Raw genomic sequence first — 16,833 nt, 5'->3', positions numbered from 1 at the left:
GCCCTGGCGTCCCGCTCACCTGAAGGGCCAGAAGCGCGTCACGAAGGGGGCCGTGGTGGACGAGCCTTCGTCGGCGCGGAGGCCCGCCACGCACATGGAGCCATCGGTGTCGAGCGCGGCGGCGAGGGCAACCTCGGTTCCCGGCAGGTTGGTGCGGTGCGTGCGCAAGGCGGTCTTCCCATCCTCGGACAGGTGGATGATGCCGATGCCATCCGTGGCGCCATCGATGGTGCTGGCCACCGCCAGGACCAGGTTGCCGCCATGCAGGATACCCGTGCCCACCAGCCGTTCCTGCTGGGGTCCTGGCGCGGACCAGTGGGTGACGCTGTCGCCATCCCAGCCGAAGCTCGTATCAGGGCTGCCGTTTGCATGGACCCGCGTCACCGCGCCGCTGTTGGGGGAATCGGTGCCCGCATTCCACCGCGCGCTGCCGCCCACCAGCAACTTGTCCCCGTCCAGCAGATGCAGGGTCCGGGGCGTCAGGCGAGGCCAGTCCGACACGCTGCGGTACGTGAAGCTCGAGTCGGGCGTACCGTTGACGTTGTAGCGACGCAAGGCCATTCGATTGCGGCTGGCATTCGTAGTTCCCGCCACCACGATGCGGTCGTCGGCCAGGGTGACAACGGCCAGTCCGTCCTCGTCTTCGCCCAGGTCATCCCAGGCCAGTCCATCCGAGCTGAAGGTCGTATCGGCGGCGCCCGTGGGCGTGAGGCGCATGATGACGAAGTCCAGGTCATCATGCTGCACGGTGCCTGCACCGACGATGCGCCCCTTCGAATCCACCGTGACGGCATGCAGCGCGGCGTTGCCCGCTGAAATCTGGAAGGTGCGTACACCCATGTCGCCGAAGGTGGTGTCCAGGGCGCCCGCCGAGGTGTACCGGGCGAAGAGCAGGCTCTGGTACTGGCTCCCCGCGCAGCTCCCAGGACCCGAGATGGCGCCCCCCGCGACGAGGATTCGCCCGTCGGGCAGCACGGTGACGGCGTCCACGTAGTCATCACCTCCGCAGACATCCAGGGTGACGGTGCCCTGGTTGCCAAAGTCGGGGTCCAACGTCCCGTTCGGGAGCAGACGCGCCACCAGGACGTCGCGCAGGCCGGTGGAGCCCGTGGCGCCTGCCAGGATCCACTTGCCATCCGGCTGTGTCGCCAGGGCGTGGATGCGCACCTCCGGCTGGCCGAAGGCGGGCATCGCCACGCCATTGCCGCCGAACGACGAGTCCAGCGCCGCCGGGCCGGGCTGGATGACGAGGTTCATGGGCTGCTCGACGCGAGTCGCTCCGCTGCTCGCGACCACCGTGACGGGTACCGTGCCGTAGTGGGCGAATTCCTGGACGGAGAGCGAGAGCAGGCCCACCGTCTCCGTTTCGTCGAGCACATCACTGGTCAAGTGCACGTGCTCGGGAATCCCCTCGATGGAGAGGTGCACTGCATCGGTGAACGAGGGCTCGCGGATGATGGTGACGAGCACCCCCGCGCTCACCTCCGGGATGAACCGGAGTGTGACTTCAGTCGGAGCCTGGAGCGTGAAGCCGGGAGGCGGCTCTCCCGCGTCGGGGTCCTCCGTGCCGGCATCCGTGCCCGCGTCGTTCGTCGATGCCCCCGCGTCCGGCCGCTGGGTGCCCGCATCGGGTCTGGGGGAGGGCGACGGCTCCGAACCGCCACAGCCCCAGGTGACGGGGGCCAGGCACAGGAGTAGCGACGCCAGGAGCGACTTCACGCGCGGCGATGGGACGCCCATGACATCGGAGGAACCTCGACGGCGGGAATGCGCACTGTCCGTGGAAATCATATGAGCCGGCCTCTTAAGCGAGGACTCGGCGACTCGTAAAGACAGACGCCTCAGTGGTCGCCGTGTTCTCGCGGCGCGTCATCCGTCCCGGGCCGCGTGCCCCGGAGCTGCCTGAGCAGGTGGCGCGGCCAGAAGAACAGCGCCATTCCGGCCATGACGAGGAAGAGGATGACGAAGGGCAGCACGAGCACGCCGCCGACGAAGCCAGCCGCCATGCCGCCCAGTCCCCACAGCAGGCCATGGGGAAAGCCCAGGATGGCGCCGGTGAGGGTGCCCACCAACGCGCCCGCCAGGACACAGGGCTCGATGAGGTTCACTATGCGCTCCCACGTTGATGCTCGTCACGAGCCTGGGCGGGAACACGCATGAGCAAGTCGCGACGCAAGGTGGTCCTCATCACTGGCGCATCCTCTGGAATCGGTCAGGCCTGCGCGGAGCTCCTGGGGGCTCATGGCCACGCCGTCCATGGTACCAGCCGCCATCCCCGCGCGGATGGTGCCCACCACCGGATGGCCGTGTTGGACGTCACGGATGAGGATTCCGTTCAGCGCGCGGTGGCGTCGGTGCTCGCGGCCGAGGGCCGGCTCGATGTGGTGGTGAACTGCGCGGGCTTCGTGATGGCCGGCGCCGTGGAGGACGTGTCCGTCGAAGAAGCCCAGCGGCAGATGGACACCAACTTCTTCGGCGTGCTGCGCGTCTGCCGGGCGGTGCTGCCCACGATGCGCGCGCAGCGGTCGGGCCTCATCGTCAACATCAGCTCCATGGGCGGCGCCGCCGGGCTTCCCTTCCAGGGGCTCTACAGCGCCAGCAAGTTCGCCCTGGAGGGGATGACGGAGAGCCTCCGGCAGGAAGTCGCCGCCTTCGGCATCGAGGCCACGCTGCTGCAGCCCGGGGATGTCCTCACGCGCGTGCGCGAGTACCGGCAGCGCGCCCGGCAATCCGGTCCCGGGTCCGCCTACCAGGAGGCCTTCGAGCGCGTCATGAACCTGGTGGAGTCAGGAGAAGGCACGGGCGTTCCTCCCGAGCAGGTCGCCCGGAAGCTCCTGGCCCTGATGGAGCGGCAGCGCGTGGATGTGCGCTACTCCGTGGGGCACCTGTCGCAGCGCGTCGGCCTGGTGTCGAAGCGCCTGCTGCCCGGGAGCACCTTCGAGCACATCGTGATGGCGCTCCACGGCATGTCGCGGCGCTGAGCCGGGCCCGGCGGAATGCACATTCCTGACATAGGACTGTCAGGGGCGGGTCGCAGGATGGCGTCCACGAAGCCCCTTGGGTTCTCCCGACCCAGGGGCGTTCGCATCCCACCCCCAGGTGCCACCCGACATGATTCCCTTCTTGATGATGTTGCCGATGCTCGTCCCCGTGGGTGTCAAACGTGGACGCTCCAGCAAGGCACGGAGGGAAGGGGTGCTGAGTCCAGTGCCTTCACCCACGAAGGAATCCGGAAGCGCGCCGCCTGTCCGTGCCTCCTCGCGGCGGCGGAGCGTGCCGGCCCGGGTCCTGGGGCAGCGGGCCCTCAACCGGGCCCTGCTCCAGCGTCAGTGGCTGTTGCAGCGCTCCCGGGCGGGCGTGGTGGATGCACTGGAGCACCTGGTGGGGCTTCAAGCCCAGGCCACCCATTCTCCCTACGGCGCATTGTGGACGCGGCTGGACGGCTTCCAGCAAGAGTCGCTGACCCGGCTCATCACCGAGCGTCAGGTGGTGCGCGCCGGGATGATGCGCGGGACGTTGCACCTGGTGACCGCGCGAGACTGCCTCGCGCTGCGTCCCGTGCTGCAACCCGCGCTGGACAGGGGGCTGAAGCACTCCTCCCATGGCAAGCAGTTGGCGGGCGTGGAGGCTCAGGCGCTGGTGGCGGAGGGACGGGCGCTGCTGGAGGCACGTCCCAGTCCCCGGGGCGAGCTGGGCCAGCGGCTCCAGGAGAGGTGGCCCGGCCATGATGCGAGCGCCCTGAGCATGGGCTTCTCGAGCCTGGAGCCGCTCGTCGTGGTGCCACCCTGTGGAACGTGGGGCCATGGCGAGCGGATGGTGTACGCCACCGCCGAGTCCTGGCTCGGCCAGCGCTTCGAGCCCGCCGCGCCGCCAGACGCGCTGGTGATGCGCTACCTCGCCGCGTTTGGCCCCGCGAGCGCCAAGGACCTGCAGGCCTGGTCGGGCCTGTCACGCATGGGCGCTGTCCTGGAGCGGTTGAGGCCTGGACTGCGCGCCTTCCGTGACGAGCACGGCGTCGAGCTGTTCGACACCCCCGATGCCCGGAGGCCCGACCCGGACACGCCCGCGCCCATCCGCTTCCTGTCCGAGTTCGACAGCGTGCTGCTGGCCCACGCGGACCGCACGCGCATCATCTCCGATGCCGCCCGCAAGCGTGTCTTCACCATCAACGGCATCGTGCGCGCCACCATCCTCGTCGATGGCTTCGTTCGAGGAACCTGGCGCATTGAACGCGCCCGCGGCACCGCGACCTTGAGCATCACGCCCTTCGCGCGGCTGTCGCGTGAGGACCGCAGCGCGCTGACCGACGAGGGCGCGCGGCTGCTCGCCTTCGCCGCCGCGGACGTCCAGCACGCCGACATTCGCTTCGAGCGGGTGGGGTGAGCCCGCTCCATGTCGAGCCGGTGCGGGGAGGCGGCGCTCCAGCCGGGCCGGGCTGGAGCGCCGTCGTCTTCCCCAGGAAGGTGTGAGGCTCAGGCGTTGAGCGTGCTCTCGTCGACGCCGGCCTCGGCCATCAGCGTGGCCAGCGCGAGCTTGAGCTTGTCCTTCGCGCGAATCTCCAGCTGACGGGCGCGCTCACGGGAGAAGCCGAAGTGCTCGCCCAGCTCGCTGAGCGTCATCTCCGCGTCACCCATGACGCGCTGCTCGATGATGAAGCGCTCGCGCGGGTCCAGGCGGCGCAGGGCGCGCTGCACGAGCTCGCGAGTGAGGTTGGCCTGCTGCCGGTCGGCGACCTCGTCCACCGCGGAGGCGGAATCGGACTCCACGAAGTCCAGGTGCGTGGCGTCGCCGTCCTCGCCCATGGGCGCGTCCAGGGACAGGTCCCGTCCACCCATGCGCTGCTCCATCTCGCGCACCTCGGAGGCCTTCACGTTCAGCTTGCGCGCAATCTCCTCGGCGTTGACGACGTTCGCGTCGCCGGCGCCCATCTTCTCCAGCTCGCGGCGCGTGCGGGCCAGGCTGAAGAAGAGGCGGCGCTGCGCCTGCGTGGTGCCCAGCTTCACCAGGCTCCAGTTCTTCAGGATGCAGTTCTGGATGTACGCGCGAATCCACCAGACGGCGTAGGAGATGAGGCGGATGCCCTTGTCCGGGTCGAACTTCTGCACGGCCTTCATCAGGCCGATGTTCGCCTCCTGGATGAGGTCCGACATCTTCAGGCCGTAGGAGCGGTACTCGTAGGCCACCTTCACCACGAAGCGGAGGTTCGCCGTCACCAACTGGTGGCCCGCGGCCAGGTCTCCCGCGCGGAAGCGCTTCGACAGCTCCTGCTCCTGCGGCTGGGTGAGCAGCGGGTACTGGTTGATCTCCGACAGGTAGGTGGAGAGCGAATCAGGGGAGGAGAAGGAGTTGGAAGCCTGCATGGTGTCTCTCGGGGAAAAAGAGATCTGGTTGGGGGACCGCGATGCCGCTACGGGGGGTTGCCCTTTGCGACCCGCGTGCCAAGGGGTGGCACCACCGTTTCCAAGTGAATCCAGGGGTTTGCATTCAAAGCGGCCCGTGCATAAGGGCGGTAATCGGTCGTTTTTACAGCCAGCCCCACGGAAGTCTCTTCCGAACGTTGACTGGCCAACGCGGCCGTTGGCGCCGGGGGGCAGGCAGGGGGAGCGGGCGGGGCCCTTCACGGAGACCCGCTGTTTCTTGCCCGGCGCGTCATCGCCACCTTGGCGGGATGGGGGACCTCTTCCAGCTCTTCGCCGTTTCCGCCGTGGTGATGGGTGTGTCGCAGACGCTGTCCCGGGAGCGCATCTTCGCGTCGCTGCGCGCGCGGCTGGGGGGCAAGGACTCGTGGCTGGGCTATCTGGTGTCGTGCCCCTATTGCGTGTCGCACTACGTGGCGTTCGTCCTGGTGCCCCTCACGGGGACGAACGTCATCCGGGTGACGGTGGGCGGCTGGCCGGGCTACGTGCTCAGCTGGGTGCTGTCCACGCTGCTCATCACCGTCATCGCGGCTTTCTTCCGGGTGGTGTTCTGGTTCGTGGATGAGACGCAGGGCCTGGTGAAGCGGCGCCAGCGGACGGAAGAGGAGGAGACGGCCACGCGGCGCCTCCATCGCGAGCAGGCGGAGCAGACGCTGAACCACCACTGCCCCGAAACGGGTGAGCCCTCACCGCCCGTGCCGCATTGACGCGGCATGTCGCGTGCCCTCCGTATGGATCGACTCGCGCGAAGTGGGAGGACGCAACTTCCCTCTGGGACTTCGAGAAGATGGGGAGAACACCCGTCCCCACCGGGCAGGAGGTCCTCGTGAGCCCCATCGACCGCAGCCGCAGCGCCGTCACCCCTACGACTGTGAAGGCACCCACGGCGGCTCCGAAGAACTCCCTGGTGGGCGGGGTGGTGGACGCCATCAAGGGCGGCATCGCCGACGTGCCCCGCTTCATCGAGATGGGCAAGGACGTCTTCCAGGCCGCGCATGTGAACGAGCTGAAGCGCATCTTCGGCGGGGATGCGAAGCCGGACCGGATGAATGACGGGAAGTTCGTGGGGGCCAAGGGGCGGACGTTTCCGCCCGGCACGCCGCTGAAGGATGTCCCGGGCGTGACGCCGTTGGACAACCCGAACCCGTCGAAGACGATTCTCTACGTCAACGGCATCATGACGCCGACGTCGGGGCAGCTGAGTGAGATGCAAGCCATCGCGGAGACGGCGGACGCGAAGGTGGTGGGCATCCACAACGCGACGCAGGGCCTGGTGGCGGACCTGGCGCAGTGTGTGGCGGACAAGCTGGACAAGGGTCGCAACCCCGCGGTGGATACACTGGCGGACACGCTCTACAGCGAGTTGAAGGCGGGCCGTGAGGTGCACCTCATGGGCTACAGCCAGGGCGGCCTCATCACCGCGCGGGCGCTGGATGACGTGGCGAAGCGGCTGCGCATCGAGGACGGCATGTCCCAGGCGCAGGTGGAGAAGACGCTGGGCAAGCTGAGCGTGGAAACGTTTGGCGCGGCGTCCACGCGGTATGTGGATGGGCCCAAGTATGTGCACTACGTCAACAACGCGGACCCGGTGCCGACGCTCACGGGCCTGGGCGGGAGCGTGGACCCGACGGCCTTTCTGAAGGACGCGGGCAAGGGCGCGGTGGTGCACCGGTTCACGGATGGGAATGCCAACCCCATCAGCAACCACATGCTGGACACGCTGTACATGAAGCACCGCGTGGACTTCGACGAGGCTCGGGCGGGGCAGTTCTAAGCGGGTTGCTGTGGTTACACCGGCGAGAGCTTCACGCCGGTGGCCTGGCTTCAGCGAGCCCGCTTGCCCCGTGACGCTCCCGGCACGGACGTGGCGACGACGAGCTGCCGGTACTGTCGCGGGCTCAACCCCGTCACCTGCTTGAACTGGCGAGACAGCGCGCTCTGGTCGCAGAACCCCACCCCCAGGGCGATGGCGGCGATGGGCTGCGCATCCTCCACCAGCCGCTCCGCCGCCTCGTCGATGCGAGTCTTCATGATGAACTGCCCGGCCGACAGCTGGAAGATGCGCCGCATCCGCCGCTCGAACTGCGCCGCGGACATCCCCGCCCGCCGCGCCAGCGAGTCGATGCGCAGCCGCTCCCCATAGTTCGCCTGGATGTAATCGATGGTCCCCGCGAAGCGCTCGTCCACCAGCCCCGCGCGCCCCGGCTCGTGCACGTCCTTGGACAGACACGCCAGCCCCATCACCTCGCCCGTGGCATCGAACAGCGGCACCTTGCTCGTCAGACACCAGCCCGGCTTGCGGTTGTTGAACAACGTCAGGTCCAGGTTGTCCACGAGCGCGCGCCCCGTCCGGAACACCTTCTCGTCCTGTCGCACGTACCGGTCCGCCATGTACTGGGGGAACAGCTCGTGCGCCGTGCGCCCCACCGCCGCCGCCTTGCTCTTCAGGCCACAGCGCTCCGCGCACGCCTCGCTGATGCACACGTAGCGCCCCCGGATGTCCTTCACCGAGAAGACGATGTCCGGCACCCGGTCGAACAGCTCCTCCGCGAACAGCGGATTCGCCACCCGCCCCATGAAGCCCATCCGCCAGTGCTCCAAGGTTTCACGCGTTTTGGTGGTTTCCATTCGTCCCCACATGGGAAAGACACAAGAATGTCACACGTGCTCACGAATACCTTGAAAGCCGCGTGAAACCCACGTCGGTGTTACTCGGAACGGACGACACCGTGCGGCAAGCCCCCCCATTCGCGGAGCACGAAGCCATGCGCAGTCCAATCACGGATTGGTGTCGCTGTCACATCGTCCTCGCCATCTGTTGTCTCACCCTGTTCGCACCCGGAGCGGACGCCCGTCCCGGAGGTCCTCTCCCGGCCGAGTCTGCTCAGCGCGTCCATGGACTGGAGCACGCGCACCAACGCATCCAACCCGACGAGCGGCAGCCGGATGTCTCCCCGGAGCAGCTGCGTCAGGCCCTCACCCCACCCGCACCGAAGCGCTCTCTGCTGGCGTGTGACACGGCGGCCTTCGGGGCCGCCACCGGCACGGCGCTCGTCACGCTGGTGAAGGGCTCCTCGACGGAGTGCATCAACACGCTGTTCAGCGTCACGGGCACGCTCGCCCGGCAGGTGTTCATCGAGAGCAAGATGGTCACCATCGCCAACGCGCTCACCACCAGCGCGCAAGGCTACGGGGGCAACAACAATGGCCAGACGCTCCAGCTCATCATGTTCCTGCGCGCGGGGTACTACGTGCAGTACTACGCCCCGGACGTCGTGGGCAGCTACGGCACGGCGCTGGCCAACGCCATCCGCCCGGCCCTGGCCGCCTTCGTGGCCAACAGCCACTTCCGGGACGTCAACGACGACCACGGCGCGGTGCTGCGGGAGTTCGTCACGCTCATCGACAGCGCAGGGGAGAACGCGCGGCACCTGGGCACCTTCAAGGGCCTGCTGGACCGCTTCAACGACACCACCCTGGCCTCCTGGTACATGCGCAGCGCCACCAGCAACGTCTTCGTCGGACTGTTCCGCGGCCACTACAACGACGACTTCGTGGCGGCCGTACAGCAGGACCCGTCCATCATCGACTCGCTGGACTCCTTCGGCCTGCGCACCGAGCACCTGCTGGGCACCGACAACCAGTACCTCGCCGTCAACGCGGCCCGCGAGCTGTCCCGCTTCCTCCAGTACCCGGGGACGGTGCAGACGAAGACGCGCCCCAAGGTGAAGGCGCTCATCACCAGCCACTCGATGACGGGCCCCACCGCGGGCGTCTGGGTGGGCGCCGCGGAGATGGCCGACTACTACGACGGCGCCAACTGCGCGTATTACGGCATCTGCGACTTCCGGCGGACGCTGGAGCAGGCGGTGCTCCGCGTGACGCACAACTGCGGCGCCACGCTGCGCATGCGCGCCCAGGAGATGACGGCCACGCAGCTCACGCAGAGCTGCGGCCAGCTCGCCACGCAGGAGTCCTACTTCCACGACAAGCTGAAGACGGGCCGCCTGCCCGTCGCCAGTGACAACAACACGTCGCTGGAGATGGTCATCTTCGACAGCAGCCTGGACTACCAGACGTATGCCGGCGCGCTGTTCGGCATCGACACGAACAACGGCGGCATGTACCTGGAGGGAGACCCGGCGGCGTCCGGCAATCAGGCCCGCTTCATCGCCTATGAGGCGGAGTGGGTTCGGCCCACGTTCGAAATCTGGAACCTGCGCCACGAGTACGTCCACTACCTGGATGGCCGCTTCAACATGAAGGGCGACTTCGGCGACAGCATCAGCCAGCCCACCATCTGGTGGATTGAAGGGCTGGGTGAGTACGTCTCCAAGAAGGACGACAACGCGTCCGCGGTGGAGCTGGGCACCAGCAAGAGCTTCCAGCTCAGCCAGATTCTGCGCAACGACTACAACAGTGGCACCGAGCGCGTGTACTACTGGGGCTACCTCGCGGTGCGCTTCATGTTCGAGCGCCACCCGGCGCAGGTGGACACCTTCGTCGGCCAGTTCCGCGCGGGGAACTACACCGGGTATCGCACGTCGCTGGACAGCCTGGGCTCGGCGAACGACGCGGAGTTCCACCAGTGGATTGACTGCGTCTCCACCGCGACCGACCCGAGCACCTGCGCGAATCCGGACCCGGGCCCGGGGCCCGGCAACGGCACGCCGTGCACGGGCGCGGACACCCGGATGCTGGACAATGGCTGCTACCGGGGCCCGCTGGCCGGCAACAACATCCAGTACTTCTACCTCTGGGTGCCCGCCGGCGCGCGCAACCTGCGCTTCCAGATGAGCGGCGGCACGGGCAACGCGGACCTCTACATCCGCGCCAACCAGTGGCCGTCGACGACGGCGTATGACTACCGGCCGTATCTGGCCGGCAACGACGAGGTGGTGGACATCCCCTCGCCGCTGACCGGCGTCTACTACTACGCCATGGTGAGGTCCCGCGCGGCGTTCGCGGGCGTGAAGCTGGAGTCCCGCTTCGACGCGGCGCCGTGAAGCCCGGGATGACTCCCGGGTGAAGACGGGGCACCCGGGAGTCACTCCCGCTTCAGTACCCCCTCCACCGTTCGCCACAGGTTCAGGGGATTCGCCTCGCGCAGCTCCGGCGGGAGCAGCGCGTCCGGCACATCCTGGAAGCACACCGGCCGCACGAAGCGGCGGATGGCGCCCGTGCCCACGGCGGTGAAGCGGCCATCCGAGCTGGCCGGAAAGGGACCGCCATGCACCATGGCCGGGCAGACCTCCACGCCCGTGGGGACACCATTCATCAGCACGCGCCCCACGCGGTCCGACAACGTGGGGAGCAGCTCGGAGGCCAGCGCCGTGTCTCCCGCATCCATCATCACCGTCGCGGTGAGCTGGCCTTCCAGCCTCGACGCCACGCGCACCAGCTCCGCCGCGTCACGCGCCGCCGTCAGCACCGCGCAGCTTCCGAACACCTCTTCCGTGAGCGCGCTCTCGGCGAGCACCACGCGGGCCTCCGCCTCGAACAGCGCGGCAGCGCCCAGCGCGGCCTTCGACTCACCCCGTGCACAGGTCCGCGTGTCCGTGCGAGCGGCGAGACGGCTCACGCCCTCGCGAAAGCGCTCGGCGATGGCGGGCGTCAACATGGGCGCGGCCGAGGCGGCCCCCAGCTTCTCCGCGAGCCGCGCGCGGAAGACCTCGTACCCCGGGCCCTCCACCGCCACGAGCAGGCCAGGCGAGGTGCAGAACTGGCCCGCGCCCTGGAGGATGGACGTGGCCAGCGCGTCCGCCATCGCCTGGGGACGGGCGGCCAGCGCCTCCGGCAGGAGGAAGATGGGGTTGATGGAGCCCATCTCCGCGAAGACGGGAATGGGAACAGGCCGAGCGGCGGCCAGCGCCATCAGCGCGCGTCCTCCGCCACGAGAGCCCGTGAAGCCGACGGCGCGGATGGCGGGGTGGCTCACGAGCGAGGCGCCCACCTCCGTGCCCGCGTCGAACAGGAGCGAGAACACGCCTTCGGGCAGCCCACACGCCGCCACGGCCTCGCGGATGGCCAGGCCCGCGCGCTCCGACGTCGCGGGGTGCGCGGGATGGGCCTTGGCGACGACGGGACAGCCCGCGGCTAGCGCGGATGCGGTGTCACCTCCGGCGACGGAGAACGCGAGCGGGAAGTTGCTCGCGCCGAACACGGCCACCGGCCCCACGGGGCGCAGCACGGAGCGCAGGTCCGGACGCGGCAAGGGACGGCGCTCGGGCAGGGCCCGGTCGATGCGCGCATCCACCCAACTGCCTTCCTCCAGCAGCCGGGCGAACTGACGGAACTGCCCGGCCGCGCGGCCCAGCTCTCCCTGGATGCGCGCGGGGGGAAGTCCGGTCTCCTTGGGCGTCACGGCGAGGAAGTCCGCCTCCGCCGCGAGGAGCGCCTCGGCGATGTGCTCCAGGAACACGGCGCGCTGACGCGAGGGCAGCGCCGCGAGCGTGGGGGCGGCCTGCTCCGCGAGCACGCAGGCCCGCTCCACCTCCTGGGGCCGCGCGCCGTGGAAGCGAGGCTCGAGCGCCACGCCCTCCGCGGGATTCCAGCCGGTGAACGTCGGCCCACCGGGCTCGCCGCGTTCGGCGCCAATCAAGGACAGTCCCATCCAGTTCATGCGGCGACCTCACTCCGGGAGGGGGCCATCGCCCCTCCAGCTTCGATACAGGACACTTCGCGACGGGTCGCTACAACGCGGGCCGGTTCGCCAGGGCCTCGCGCAGCACGCGCAGACACTCCTCGCGCTCGGCACCCGCCAGCTCCAGCCGAGGTCCACGCACCCGCTCGTGGCCCCAGCCGACTTCCTGCTGCACCAGCTTGATGAGCTGGACGAACCGGGTGACGGTGTCCAGGCGCAAGAGCGGCAGGAACCAGCGGTACAACTCGAAAGCGGCCTGCTTCTTTCCAGCGAGGGCCAGCTCGAACAGTCGCACGGACTCGGCGGGGAACGCATTGACCAGCCCCGCCACCCAGAAGCGCGCGCCCGCGTCCACTCCCTCGACGAGGCAGTCGTCCACGCCCACGCCCACGGCCAGCCGGTCTCCCAGGAGGGCGCGAATGGCGGTGACGCGACGGGCGTCGGTGGAGGACTCCTTCACGGCGACCGCATTGTCATGCTCGGCGGCCAGCTCCGCGAGCTGGGCGGGGGTGAAGTCCGTCTTGTAGGCGACGGGGTTGTTGTAGAGCAGGCACGGCAGCTTCGTGGCGCGCAGGACGGCGGATATGTGGGCCTTCATCTCGCGCCAGTCGCTGGAATAGACATACGGGGGCAACACCATCAGCCCGGCGCAGCCCGCCTCCTCCGCGGCGCGAGCCAGCCGCACGGCCTCCGCCGTGGACAGGGCGGCGATGCCCGGGATGACGGGCACCTTCACCGCGTCCACGCACGTGCGCATCACCGCGACCTTCTCCTCCTGGCTCAGCGTCGCGCCCTCGCCCAGTGAGCCGCAGGGGATGATGCCGGTGCAGCCCTGCGACACCAGCCAGCGCACGTGTGAGCGCACCGCGCCGTGGTCGACGGACAGGTCCGCGTTGAAGGGGGTGGTGATAGCGGGGAGGACACCAGTCCAGAGGTTCATGACTCTCTCGTGTGGGTAGAGGAAACGTTCGAGGGAAGGCGCAGGCTGCCGATGCGCGCGGGAAGACACGGTGGGCGCACGTCCTCGCCCGGCCAGCCGAAGAGGGTTTGCGCCGCCGTGCCGCAGGTGCGGCCCTGGCAGGCGCCCATGCCCAGCCGGGCGTACAGCCGGGCCTCGCGGAGGTTCTGACAGCCCTCCAGCGCGGACATGGGCACGTCCTCGCAGCGGCACAGCAGCGTGTCGGGCGTGGCCAGTCGTCGCAGCTCCGCGCGTGGCGCGTCATGCAGCGCGAGCTGGGCGGCGAACGCGCGGACGCGATGCCAGGTGTGCTCCAGCTCGACGGGGATGGGTTGCTCGGCGGCGGCGAGTCCGGCCAGCTCTCCAGTGACGAGCGCCTGGTCCACGCCGCCGATGCCGAGCAGCTCGCCCACGGCGTGGACCTTGGGGACTCGCGTCTCCAGGCGCTCGTTCACGACCACCGCGCTGGCCGAGGTTTCACAGCCCAGCATCCGGGCCACTTCCAGATTGGGCACGAGCCCGTAGGCCGCGCCCAGGTAGTCGCACCGCGGCTGTTCCTCGCGACCGCGCACGGACAGGCGCACCGACTCCACCCGGCCCTCGCCTTCAGCGGCGATGACCCAGGCGTCCGTGGACGTGGGCACGCTGATGAGCGCCGCGGACATCAAGGCGCCTTGGAGCAGCCTGGCCGGGTGTCGCCAGAGCTGGAGGGCGAAGCCCCAATGGCTCGCGGCGGAGGCTTGCTCGGCGATGTAGAGGACCTCGCCACCGCGGGCGTGAATCGTCGCGGCGGCGGCGAGCAACAGCGGGCCCGTGCCGGCGAGCACCACGCGCTTGCCGCGAATGGGGAAGCCATCCTTTACGAGCACCTGGAGGCCGCTGACGCCCAGCACGCCCGGCAGTGTCCAACCGGGGAACGGGAGGAAGCGCTCGCGTGCGCCGGTGGCGAGCACCGCGCGGCCGTAGCGCACCGCGAACGAGGAGGAGCGCTCTTCGACCAGGAGCACTCCCGGCTGGGGCGCGGCGACGACGCGGGCGCCTGGACGAAAGCGAGCGCCCGACGCGGCGAAGCGGGTGAGCCACCGGCGCGCGAGGCGATTCGCGCCCTTTCGGGCCTCGCCTCTCCAGACCTGACCACCGGGCTCGGGCTGGGCGTCGAGGACGAGCACATCCAGCCCCGCCTCGGCCGCACGGCAAGCGGCGGCGAGTCCGCCAGGTCCGGCGCCGACGACCACGAGGTCACAGGCCTCACGCATCGGTCACCACCTCCTGGTCCTCACGGCACGGCGTCAGGCACATGAGGACCTCGGGCACTCCATCGATGGTGGCTCGGCACTCAAAGCAGACCCCCATTCCGCAGAGGGGCCCGCGGGGGCGCCCGCTCAAGTCGGCGCGACTGACGAAGCGGTCCGTCATCGCCAGCGCAGCCGCGACAGACGTTCCCACCGGCACCGTGACAGCACGTCCGTTGATGCGCAGGGTGACGAGCGGGGTGGCCTTCGACGCGGGCTCACGCATGAGCGACCTCCCGAGAGGACACCGCCAGGAAGCGCGCGGGTGAATACGGACGCACATCGATGGCGCTGGTGCGCCCGAGCAGCTGGTCCGCCACCAGTCGCGCGCTGCCCGTGGCGGTGGTGATACCGAGCCCCTCATGGCCACAAGCCAGCCAGAGCCACGGCTTCTCCGGATGAGGCCCCAGCAAGGGCAGACCATCGGGTGTCGCCGGACGCAGCCCCGTCCAGACGCGCAGTGCCTGCAATCCATCGAGCCCCGGAAGGAACCTGGCCGCGCGCTTCAGCATGCGCTCCAGGAGCGCCGCGTCCACCTCGCGCGTCGCATCGCCCGGCTGTCGCGACGAGCCCAGCAAGAGCTGCCCCGTGACACGCGGCTGGGCATTGAACGCCACGGAAGCGCTGTCCGTGCCGTGCGCGCTCTTGAGGTAGCCCAGCTCCACCAGTTGGTGATGCACCACGGGAGCCCCGCGCCGGGTGATGAGCAGGTGTCCCTTGCGCGGAGAGATGGGCAGCCCAGGGCAGAGCGTGGGACTGGCCACGCCCGCCGCGAGCACGATATGCCGTGCCGTCAGCACCTCCCCATTGGAGAGCACGACACTTCCCGAGCGCAGCTCCCGAACCGGACACCCCGTCATCAGCCGCGCACCTCGAGCCCGGGCACGCAGCGCGAAGGTCCGCGCGGCGAGCGGCGGATACAGCACGGCATCATCCACGACACGCAGCGCCCCCACGAGTCCCGGAGCCAGCGCGGGCTCGGCCTCATGGAGCGCCGCGCTGTCGAGCACTTCGGCACGGACACCCGCGGCGCGGTAGTTGGCCACCTTCGCGGAGACAGCGGCCATCTCCTCGTCATCGGCGGCGAGCCAGAGGGTGCCACACGCGTCGTACTCCACCGCGCGAGGCAATCCATCCGCGAGTTCACGCCACAACGACACGGACCACGACGTCAGCGCGAGCTCCGCCGCGTTGTCATCCATGGCCACCAGGTGGCCCATGCCGCACGCCGTCGTCCCCGCACCGATGGACCGCGCCTCGACGAGCGCCACCGACACGCCGTCGGCGCTGAGCACATCCGCGAGCGCCGCGCCGACGATGCCACCGCCGACGATGACGCAGTCGAAGGCGCTCATCCGATGCCCCAGGCAAAGGGGTCCGTCGGCTCCACCAGCAACGTGGCCTCTGCGTTGACGGACGCGGTGCCGGTGATGGTGGGCAGGATGCGCGCACCGTCCCGGACGTAGCGCGCCTCGAAGCGACTGCCGAGGATGCTCTCCTGCACCCACGTCGCGCCTTCCGCGAGCACACCCTCGGCGGCCAGACACGCGACCTTCGCGCTCGTCCCGGTGCCACATGGCGAGCGGTCATAGGCCAGCCCTGGACAGAGCACGAAGTTGCGAGCATCCACCCCCGGCGTTGGAGAGGGGGCGTACAGCTCGACGTGGTCGATCTCCGCGCCGCCCTCCCCGGTGATGCCCTGGTCCGAGAGCGCCTGCTTGATGGCGGAGGTGTACGCCAGGAGCGCGGGAGTCCGCGACAGCTCCAGCGGCAGGTGCGTGGCGCGGGAGAGGAAGAACCAGTTGCCGCCCCAGGCGATGTCGCCGCGCACCTCGCCATGTCCCGGCACGGACACCGCCACGTCATGCGCCCATCGGTAGCTCGGCACATTGGCGATGCTGACGCGCCCATCCGGATGCAGCGTGGCCTTCACCACGCCAACGGGAGTCTCCAGCGAGTGGACGCCAGGACCGATGCGCCCCAGGTACTCCAGCGTCTTCACCACGCCGATGGTCCCGTGGCCGCACATCCCGAGATAGCCGACGTTGTTGAAGAAGATGATGCCGGCGACGCTCGACGCACTGACAGGCGGACACAGCAGCGCGCCCACCATGACGTCGGACCCACGGGGCTCGCAGACGATGGCCTTGCGAAAGGCGTCGAACTTCTCGCGGAAGCGCTCGCGCAGGCTCGCCAGGTCGCCCGCTCCCAGCTCCGGGCCTCCGTCCGTCACCACGCGCGTGGGCTCACCCCCGGTATGACTGTCGATGACACGAATGCGCCGCATGCGAACCGCTCCCTCTACCCGGGCCACCCATGAGCCACCCTAGGAGTCCCGAGGCGCTGTTTCTTGGGAGATTCGACCGCACTCGCGAGGCAATCACGCAAATGCCCCAGCGAGCAGGTCCCCTCGGGGACACCCGCCGGAGACACGCGCGCCCGCGGGGAGGTACCGGTTGGCCGCAGCGGACACCGAGGCGCCCGCGGTGCATTCCATCGCCTCAGAATGAAACGGCCGCACGC

Annotated in this window: 15 protein-coding genes; 5 read left to right on the top strand and 10 right to left on the bottom strand. The window is 69.3% G+C overall.

Annotation, left to right across the window (positions count from 1 at the left end; all coding sequences use genetic code 11):
- Positions 1-15: 15 nt before the first annotated feature.
- Positions 16-1,740, bottom strand: coding sequence for a hypothetical protein (locus OZ403_RS32880; protein ID WP_268782618.1), 1,725 nt, complete (start codon positions 1,738-1,740; stop codon positions 16-18).
- A 101-nt stretch (positions 1,741-1,841) separates the two neighbouring features.
- Positions 1,842-2,108 carry a hypothetical protein gene (locus tag OZ403_RS32875; RefSeq protein WP_140795194.1) on the bottom strand — a complete coding sequence of 89 codons (267 nt, stop codon included), beginning with the start codon at positions 2,106-2,108 and terminating at the stop codon, positions 1,842-1,844.
- Between the two features lie 48 nt (positions 2,109-2,156).
- Here OZ403_RS32875 and OZ403_RS32870 point away from each other — a divergent pair, with 48 nt between their 5' ends.
- Positions 2,157-2,981 carry an SDR family oxidoreductase gene (locus OZ403_RS32870; RefSeq protein WP_268782617.1) on the top strand — a complete coding sequence of 275 codons (825 nt, stop codon included), beginning with the start codon at positions 2,157-2,159 and terminating at the stop codon, positions 2,979-2,981.
- A gap of 292 nt (positions 2,982-3,273) precedes the next feature.
- Entirely contained in the window at positions 3,274-4,383 is a 1,110-nt protein-coding gene (locus OZ403_RS32865; RefSeq protein WP_268782616.1) for a winged helix DNA-binding domain-containing protein, read from the top strand.
- A gap of 89 nt (positions 4,384-4,472) precedes the next feature.
- Here OZ403_RS32865 and OZ403_RS32860 read toward each other — a convergent pair whose 3' ends face one another.
- Entirely contained in the window at positions 4,473-5,360 is an 888-nt protein-coding gene (locus OZ403_RS32860) for an RNA polymerase factor sigma-32 (protein WP_268782615.1), read from the bottom strand.
- Positions 5,361-5,668: 308 nt separating this feature from the next.
- On the opposite strand from OZ403_RS32860, the gene OZ403_RS32855 reads away from it, so the two are divergent.
- Positions 5,669-6,124 carry a hypothetical protein gene (locus tag OZ403_RS32855; RefSeq protein WP_140795190.1) on the top strand — a complete coding sequence of 152 codons (456 nt, stop codon included), beginning with the start codon at positions 5,669-5,671 and terminating at the stop codon, positions 6,122-6,124.
- Between the two features lie 119 nt (positions 6,125-6,243).
- A complete protein-coding gene (locus OZ403_RS32850; RefSeq protein ID WP_268782614.1) occupies positions 6,244-7,191 on the top strand; it encodes a hypothetical protein in 948 nt (315 codons plus the stop codon).
- 50 nt (positions 7,192-7,241) lie between these two features.
- Here the strand turns inward: OZ403_RS32850 and OZ403_RS32845 are convergent, their stop codons facing one another.
- Entirely contained in the window at positions 7,242-8,045 is an 804-nt protein-coding gene (locus tag OZ403_RS32845; RefSeq protein ID WP_237077643.1) for an AraC family transcriptional regulator, read from the bottom strand.
- A gap of 137 nt (positions 8,046-8,182) precedes the next feature.
- Here OZ403_RS32845 and OZ403_RS32840 point away from each other — a divergent pair, with 137 nt between their 5' ends.
- Positions 8,183-10,423: a M9 family metallopeptidase gene (locus OZ403_RS32840; RefSeq protein WP_268782613.1), complete on the top strand. Its 2,241-nt coding sequence runs from the start codon at positions 8,183-8,185 to the stop codon at positions 10,421-10,423.
- A gap of 41 nt (positions 10,424-10,464) precedes the next feature.
- Here OZ403_RS32840 and OZ403_RS32835 read toward each other — a convergent pair whose 3' ends face one another.
- The 6 genes from OZ403_RS32835 to OZ403_RS32810 form a co-directional block, all read right to left on the bottom strand.
- A complete protein-coding gene (locus tag OZ403_RS32835; RefSeq protein ID WP_268782612.1) occupies positions 10,465-12,039 on the bottom strand; it encodes an aldehyde dehydrogenase (NADP(+)) in 1,575 nt (524 codons plus the stop codon).
- A gap of 70 nt (positions 12,040-12,109) precedes the next feature.
- Positions 12,110-13,000: a dihydrodipicolinate synthase family protein gene (locus OZ403_RS32830; RefSeq protein ID WP_140795185.1), complete on the bottom strand. Its 891-nt coding sequence runs from the start codon at positions 12,998-13,000 to the stop codon at positions 12,110-12,112.
- Positions 12,997-14,274: an NAD(P)/FAD-dependent oxidoreductase gene (locus OZ403_RS32825; protein WP_268782611.1), complete on the bottom strand. Its 1,278-nt coding sequence runs from the start codon at positions 14,272-14,274 to the stop codon at positions 12,997-12,999. The genes OZ403_RS32830 and OZ403_RS32825 overlap by 4 nt, the downstream gene beginning before the upstream one ends.
- The gene (locus OZ403_RS32820) at positions 14,267-14,536 is read right to left on the bottom strand and encodes a (2Fe-2S)-binding protein (protein WP_140795183.1); all 270 of its coding nucleotides are present in this window, start codon (positions 14,534-14,536) and stop codon (positions 14,267-14,269) included. The genes OZ403_RS32825 and OZ403_RS32820 overlap by 8 nt, the downstream gene beginning before the upstream one ends.
- Positions 14,529-15,665, bottom strand: a complete 1,137-nt coding sequence (locus OZ403_RS32815; RefSeq protein ID WP_268782610.1) for an NAD(P)/FAD-dependent oxidoreductase — start codon at positions 15,663-15,665, stop codon at positions 14,529-14,531. Before OZ403_RS32815 ends, OZ403_RS32820 begins: the two co-directional genes overlap by 8 nt.
- The gene (locus tag OZ403_RS32810; RefSeq protein ID WP_140857063.1) at positions 15,662-16,597 is read right to left on the bottom strand and encodes a proline racemase family protein; all 936 of its coding nucleotides are present in this window, start codon (positions 16,595-16,597) and stop codon (positions 15,662-15,664) included. The genes OZ403_RS32815 and OZ403_RS32810 overlap by 4 nt, the downstream gene beginning before the upstream one ends.
- Between the last annotated feature and the right edge of the window lie 236 nt (positions 16,598-16,833).

The sequence above is a fragment of the Myxococcus sp. NMCA1 genome, assembly GCF_026810205.1.
Lineage (GTDB): Bacteria > Myxococcota > Myxococcia > Myxococcales > Myxococcaceae > Myxococcus > Myxococcus xanthus_A.
This window is presented reverse-complemented; position numbering and strand designations above follow the sequence as displayed.

What these genes read in the sequence shown, in the direction of transcription:
- OZ403_RS32820 (WP_140795183.1), bottom strand. Translation starts at nt 14,536, where the DNA reads ATGCGTGAGCCCGCGTCGAAGGCCACCCCGCTCGTCACCCTGCGCATC.
- OZ403_RS32845 (WP_237077643.1), bottom strand. Translation starts at nt 8,045, where the DNA reads ATGGAAACCACCAAAACGCGTGAAACCTTGGAGCACTGGCGGATGGGC.
- OZ403_RS32830 (WP_140795185.1), bottom strand. Translation starts at nt 13,000, where the DNA reads ATGAACCTCTGGACTGGTGTCCTCCCCGCTATCACCACCCCCTTCAAC.
- OZ403_RS32880 (WP_268782618.1), bottom strand. Translation starts at nt 1,740, where the DNA reads ATGGGCGTCCCATCGCCGCGCGTGAAGTCGCTCCTGGCGTCGCTACTC.
- OZ403_RS32870 (WP_268782617.1), top strand. Translation starts at nt 2,157, where the DNA reads ATGAGCAAGTCGCGACGCAAGGTGGTCCTCATCACTGGCGCATCCTCT.
- OZ403_RS32855 (WP_140795190.1), top strand. Translation starts at nt 5,669, where the DNA reads ATGGGGGACCTCTTCCAGCTCTTCGCCGTTTCCGCCGTGGTGATGGGT.
- OZ403_RS32815 (WP_268782610.1), bottom strand. Translation starts at nt 15,665, where the DNA reads ATGAGCGCCTTCGACTGCGTCATCGTCGGCGGTGGCATCGTCGGCGCG.
- OZ403_RS32840 (WP_268782613.1), top strand. Translation starts at nt 8,183, where the DNA reads ATGCGCAGTCCAATCACGGATTGGTGTCGCTGTCACATCGTCCTCGCC.
- OZ403_RS32860 (WP_268782615.1), bottom strand. Translation starts at nt 5,360, where the DNA reads ATGCAGGCTTCCAACTCCTTCTCCTCCCCTGATTCGCTCTCCACCTAC.
- OZ403_RS32835 (WP_268782612.1), bottom strand. Translation starts at nt 12,039, where the DNA reads ATGAACTGGATGGGACTGTCCTTGATTGGCGCCGAACGCGGCGAGCCC.
- OZ403_RS32810 (WP_140857063.1), bottom strand. Translation starts at nt 16,597, where the DNA reads ATGCGGCGCATTCGTGTCATCGACAGTCATACCGGGGGTGAGCCCACG.
- OZ403_RS32825 (WP_268782611.1), bottom strand. Translation starts at nt 14,274, where the DNA reads ATGCGTGAGGCCTGTGACCTCGTGGTCGTCGGCGCCGGACCTGGCGGA.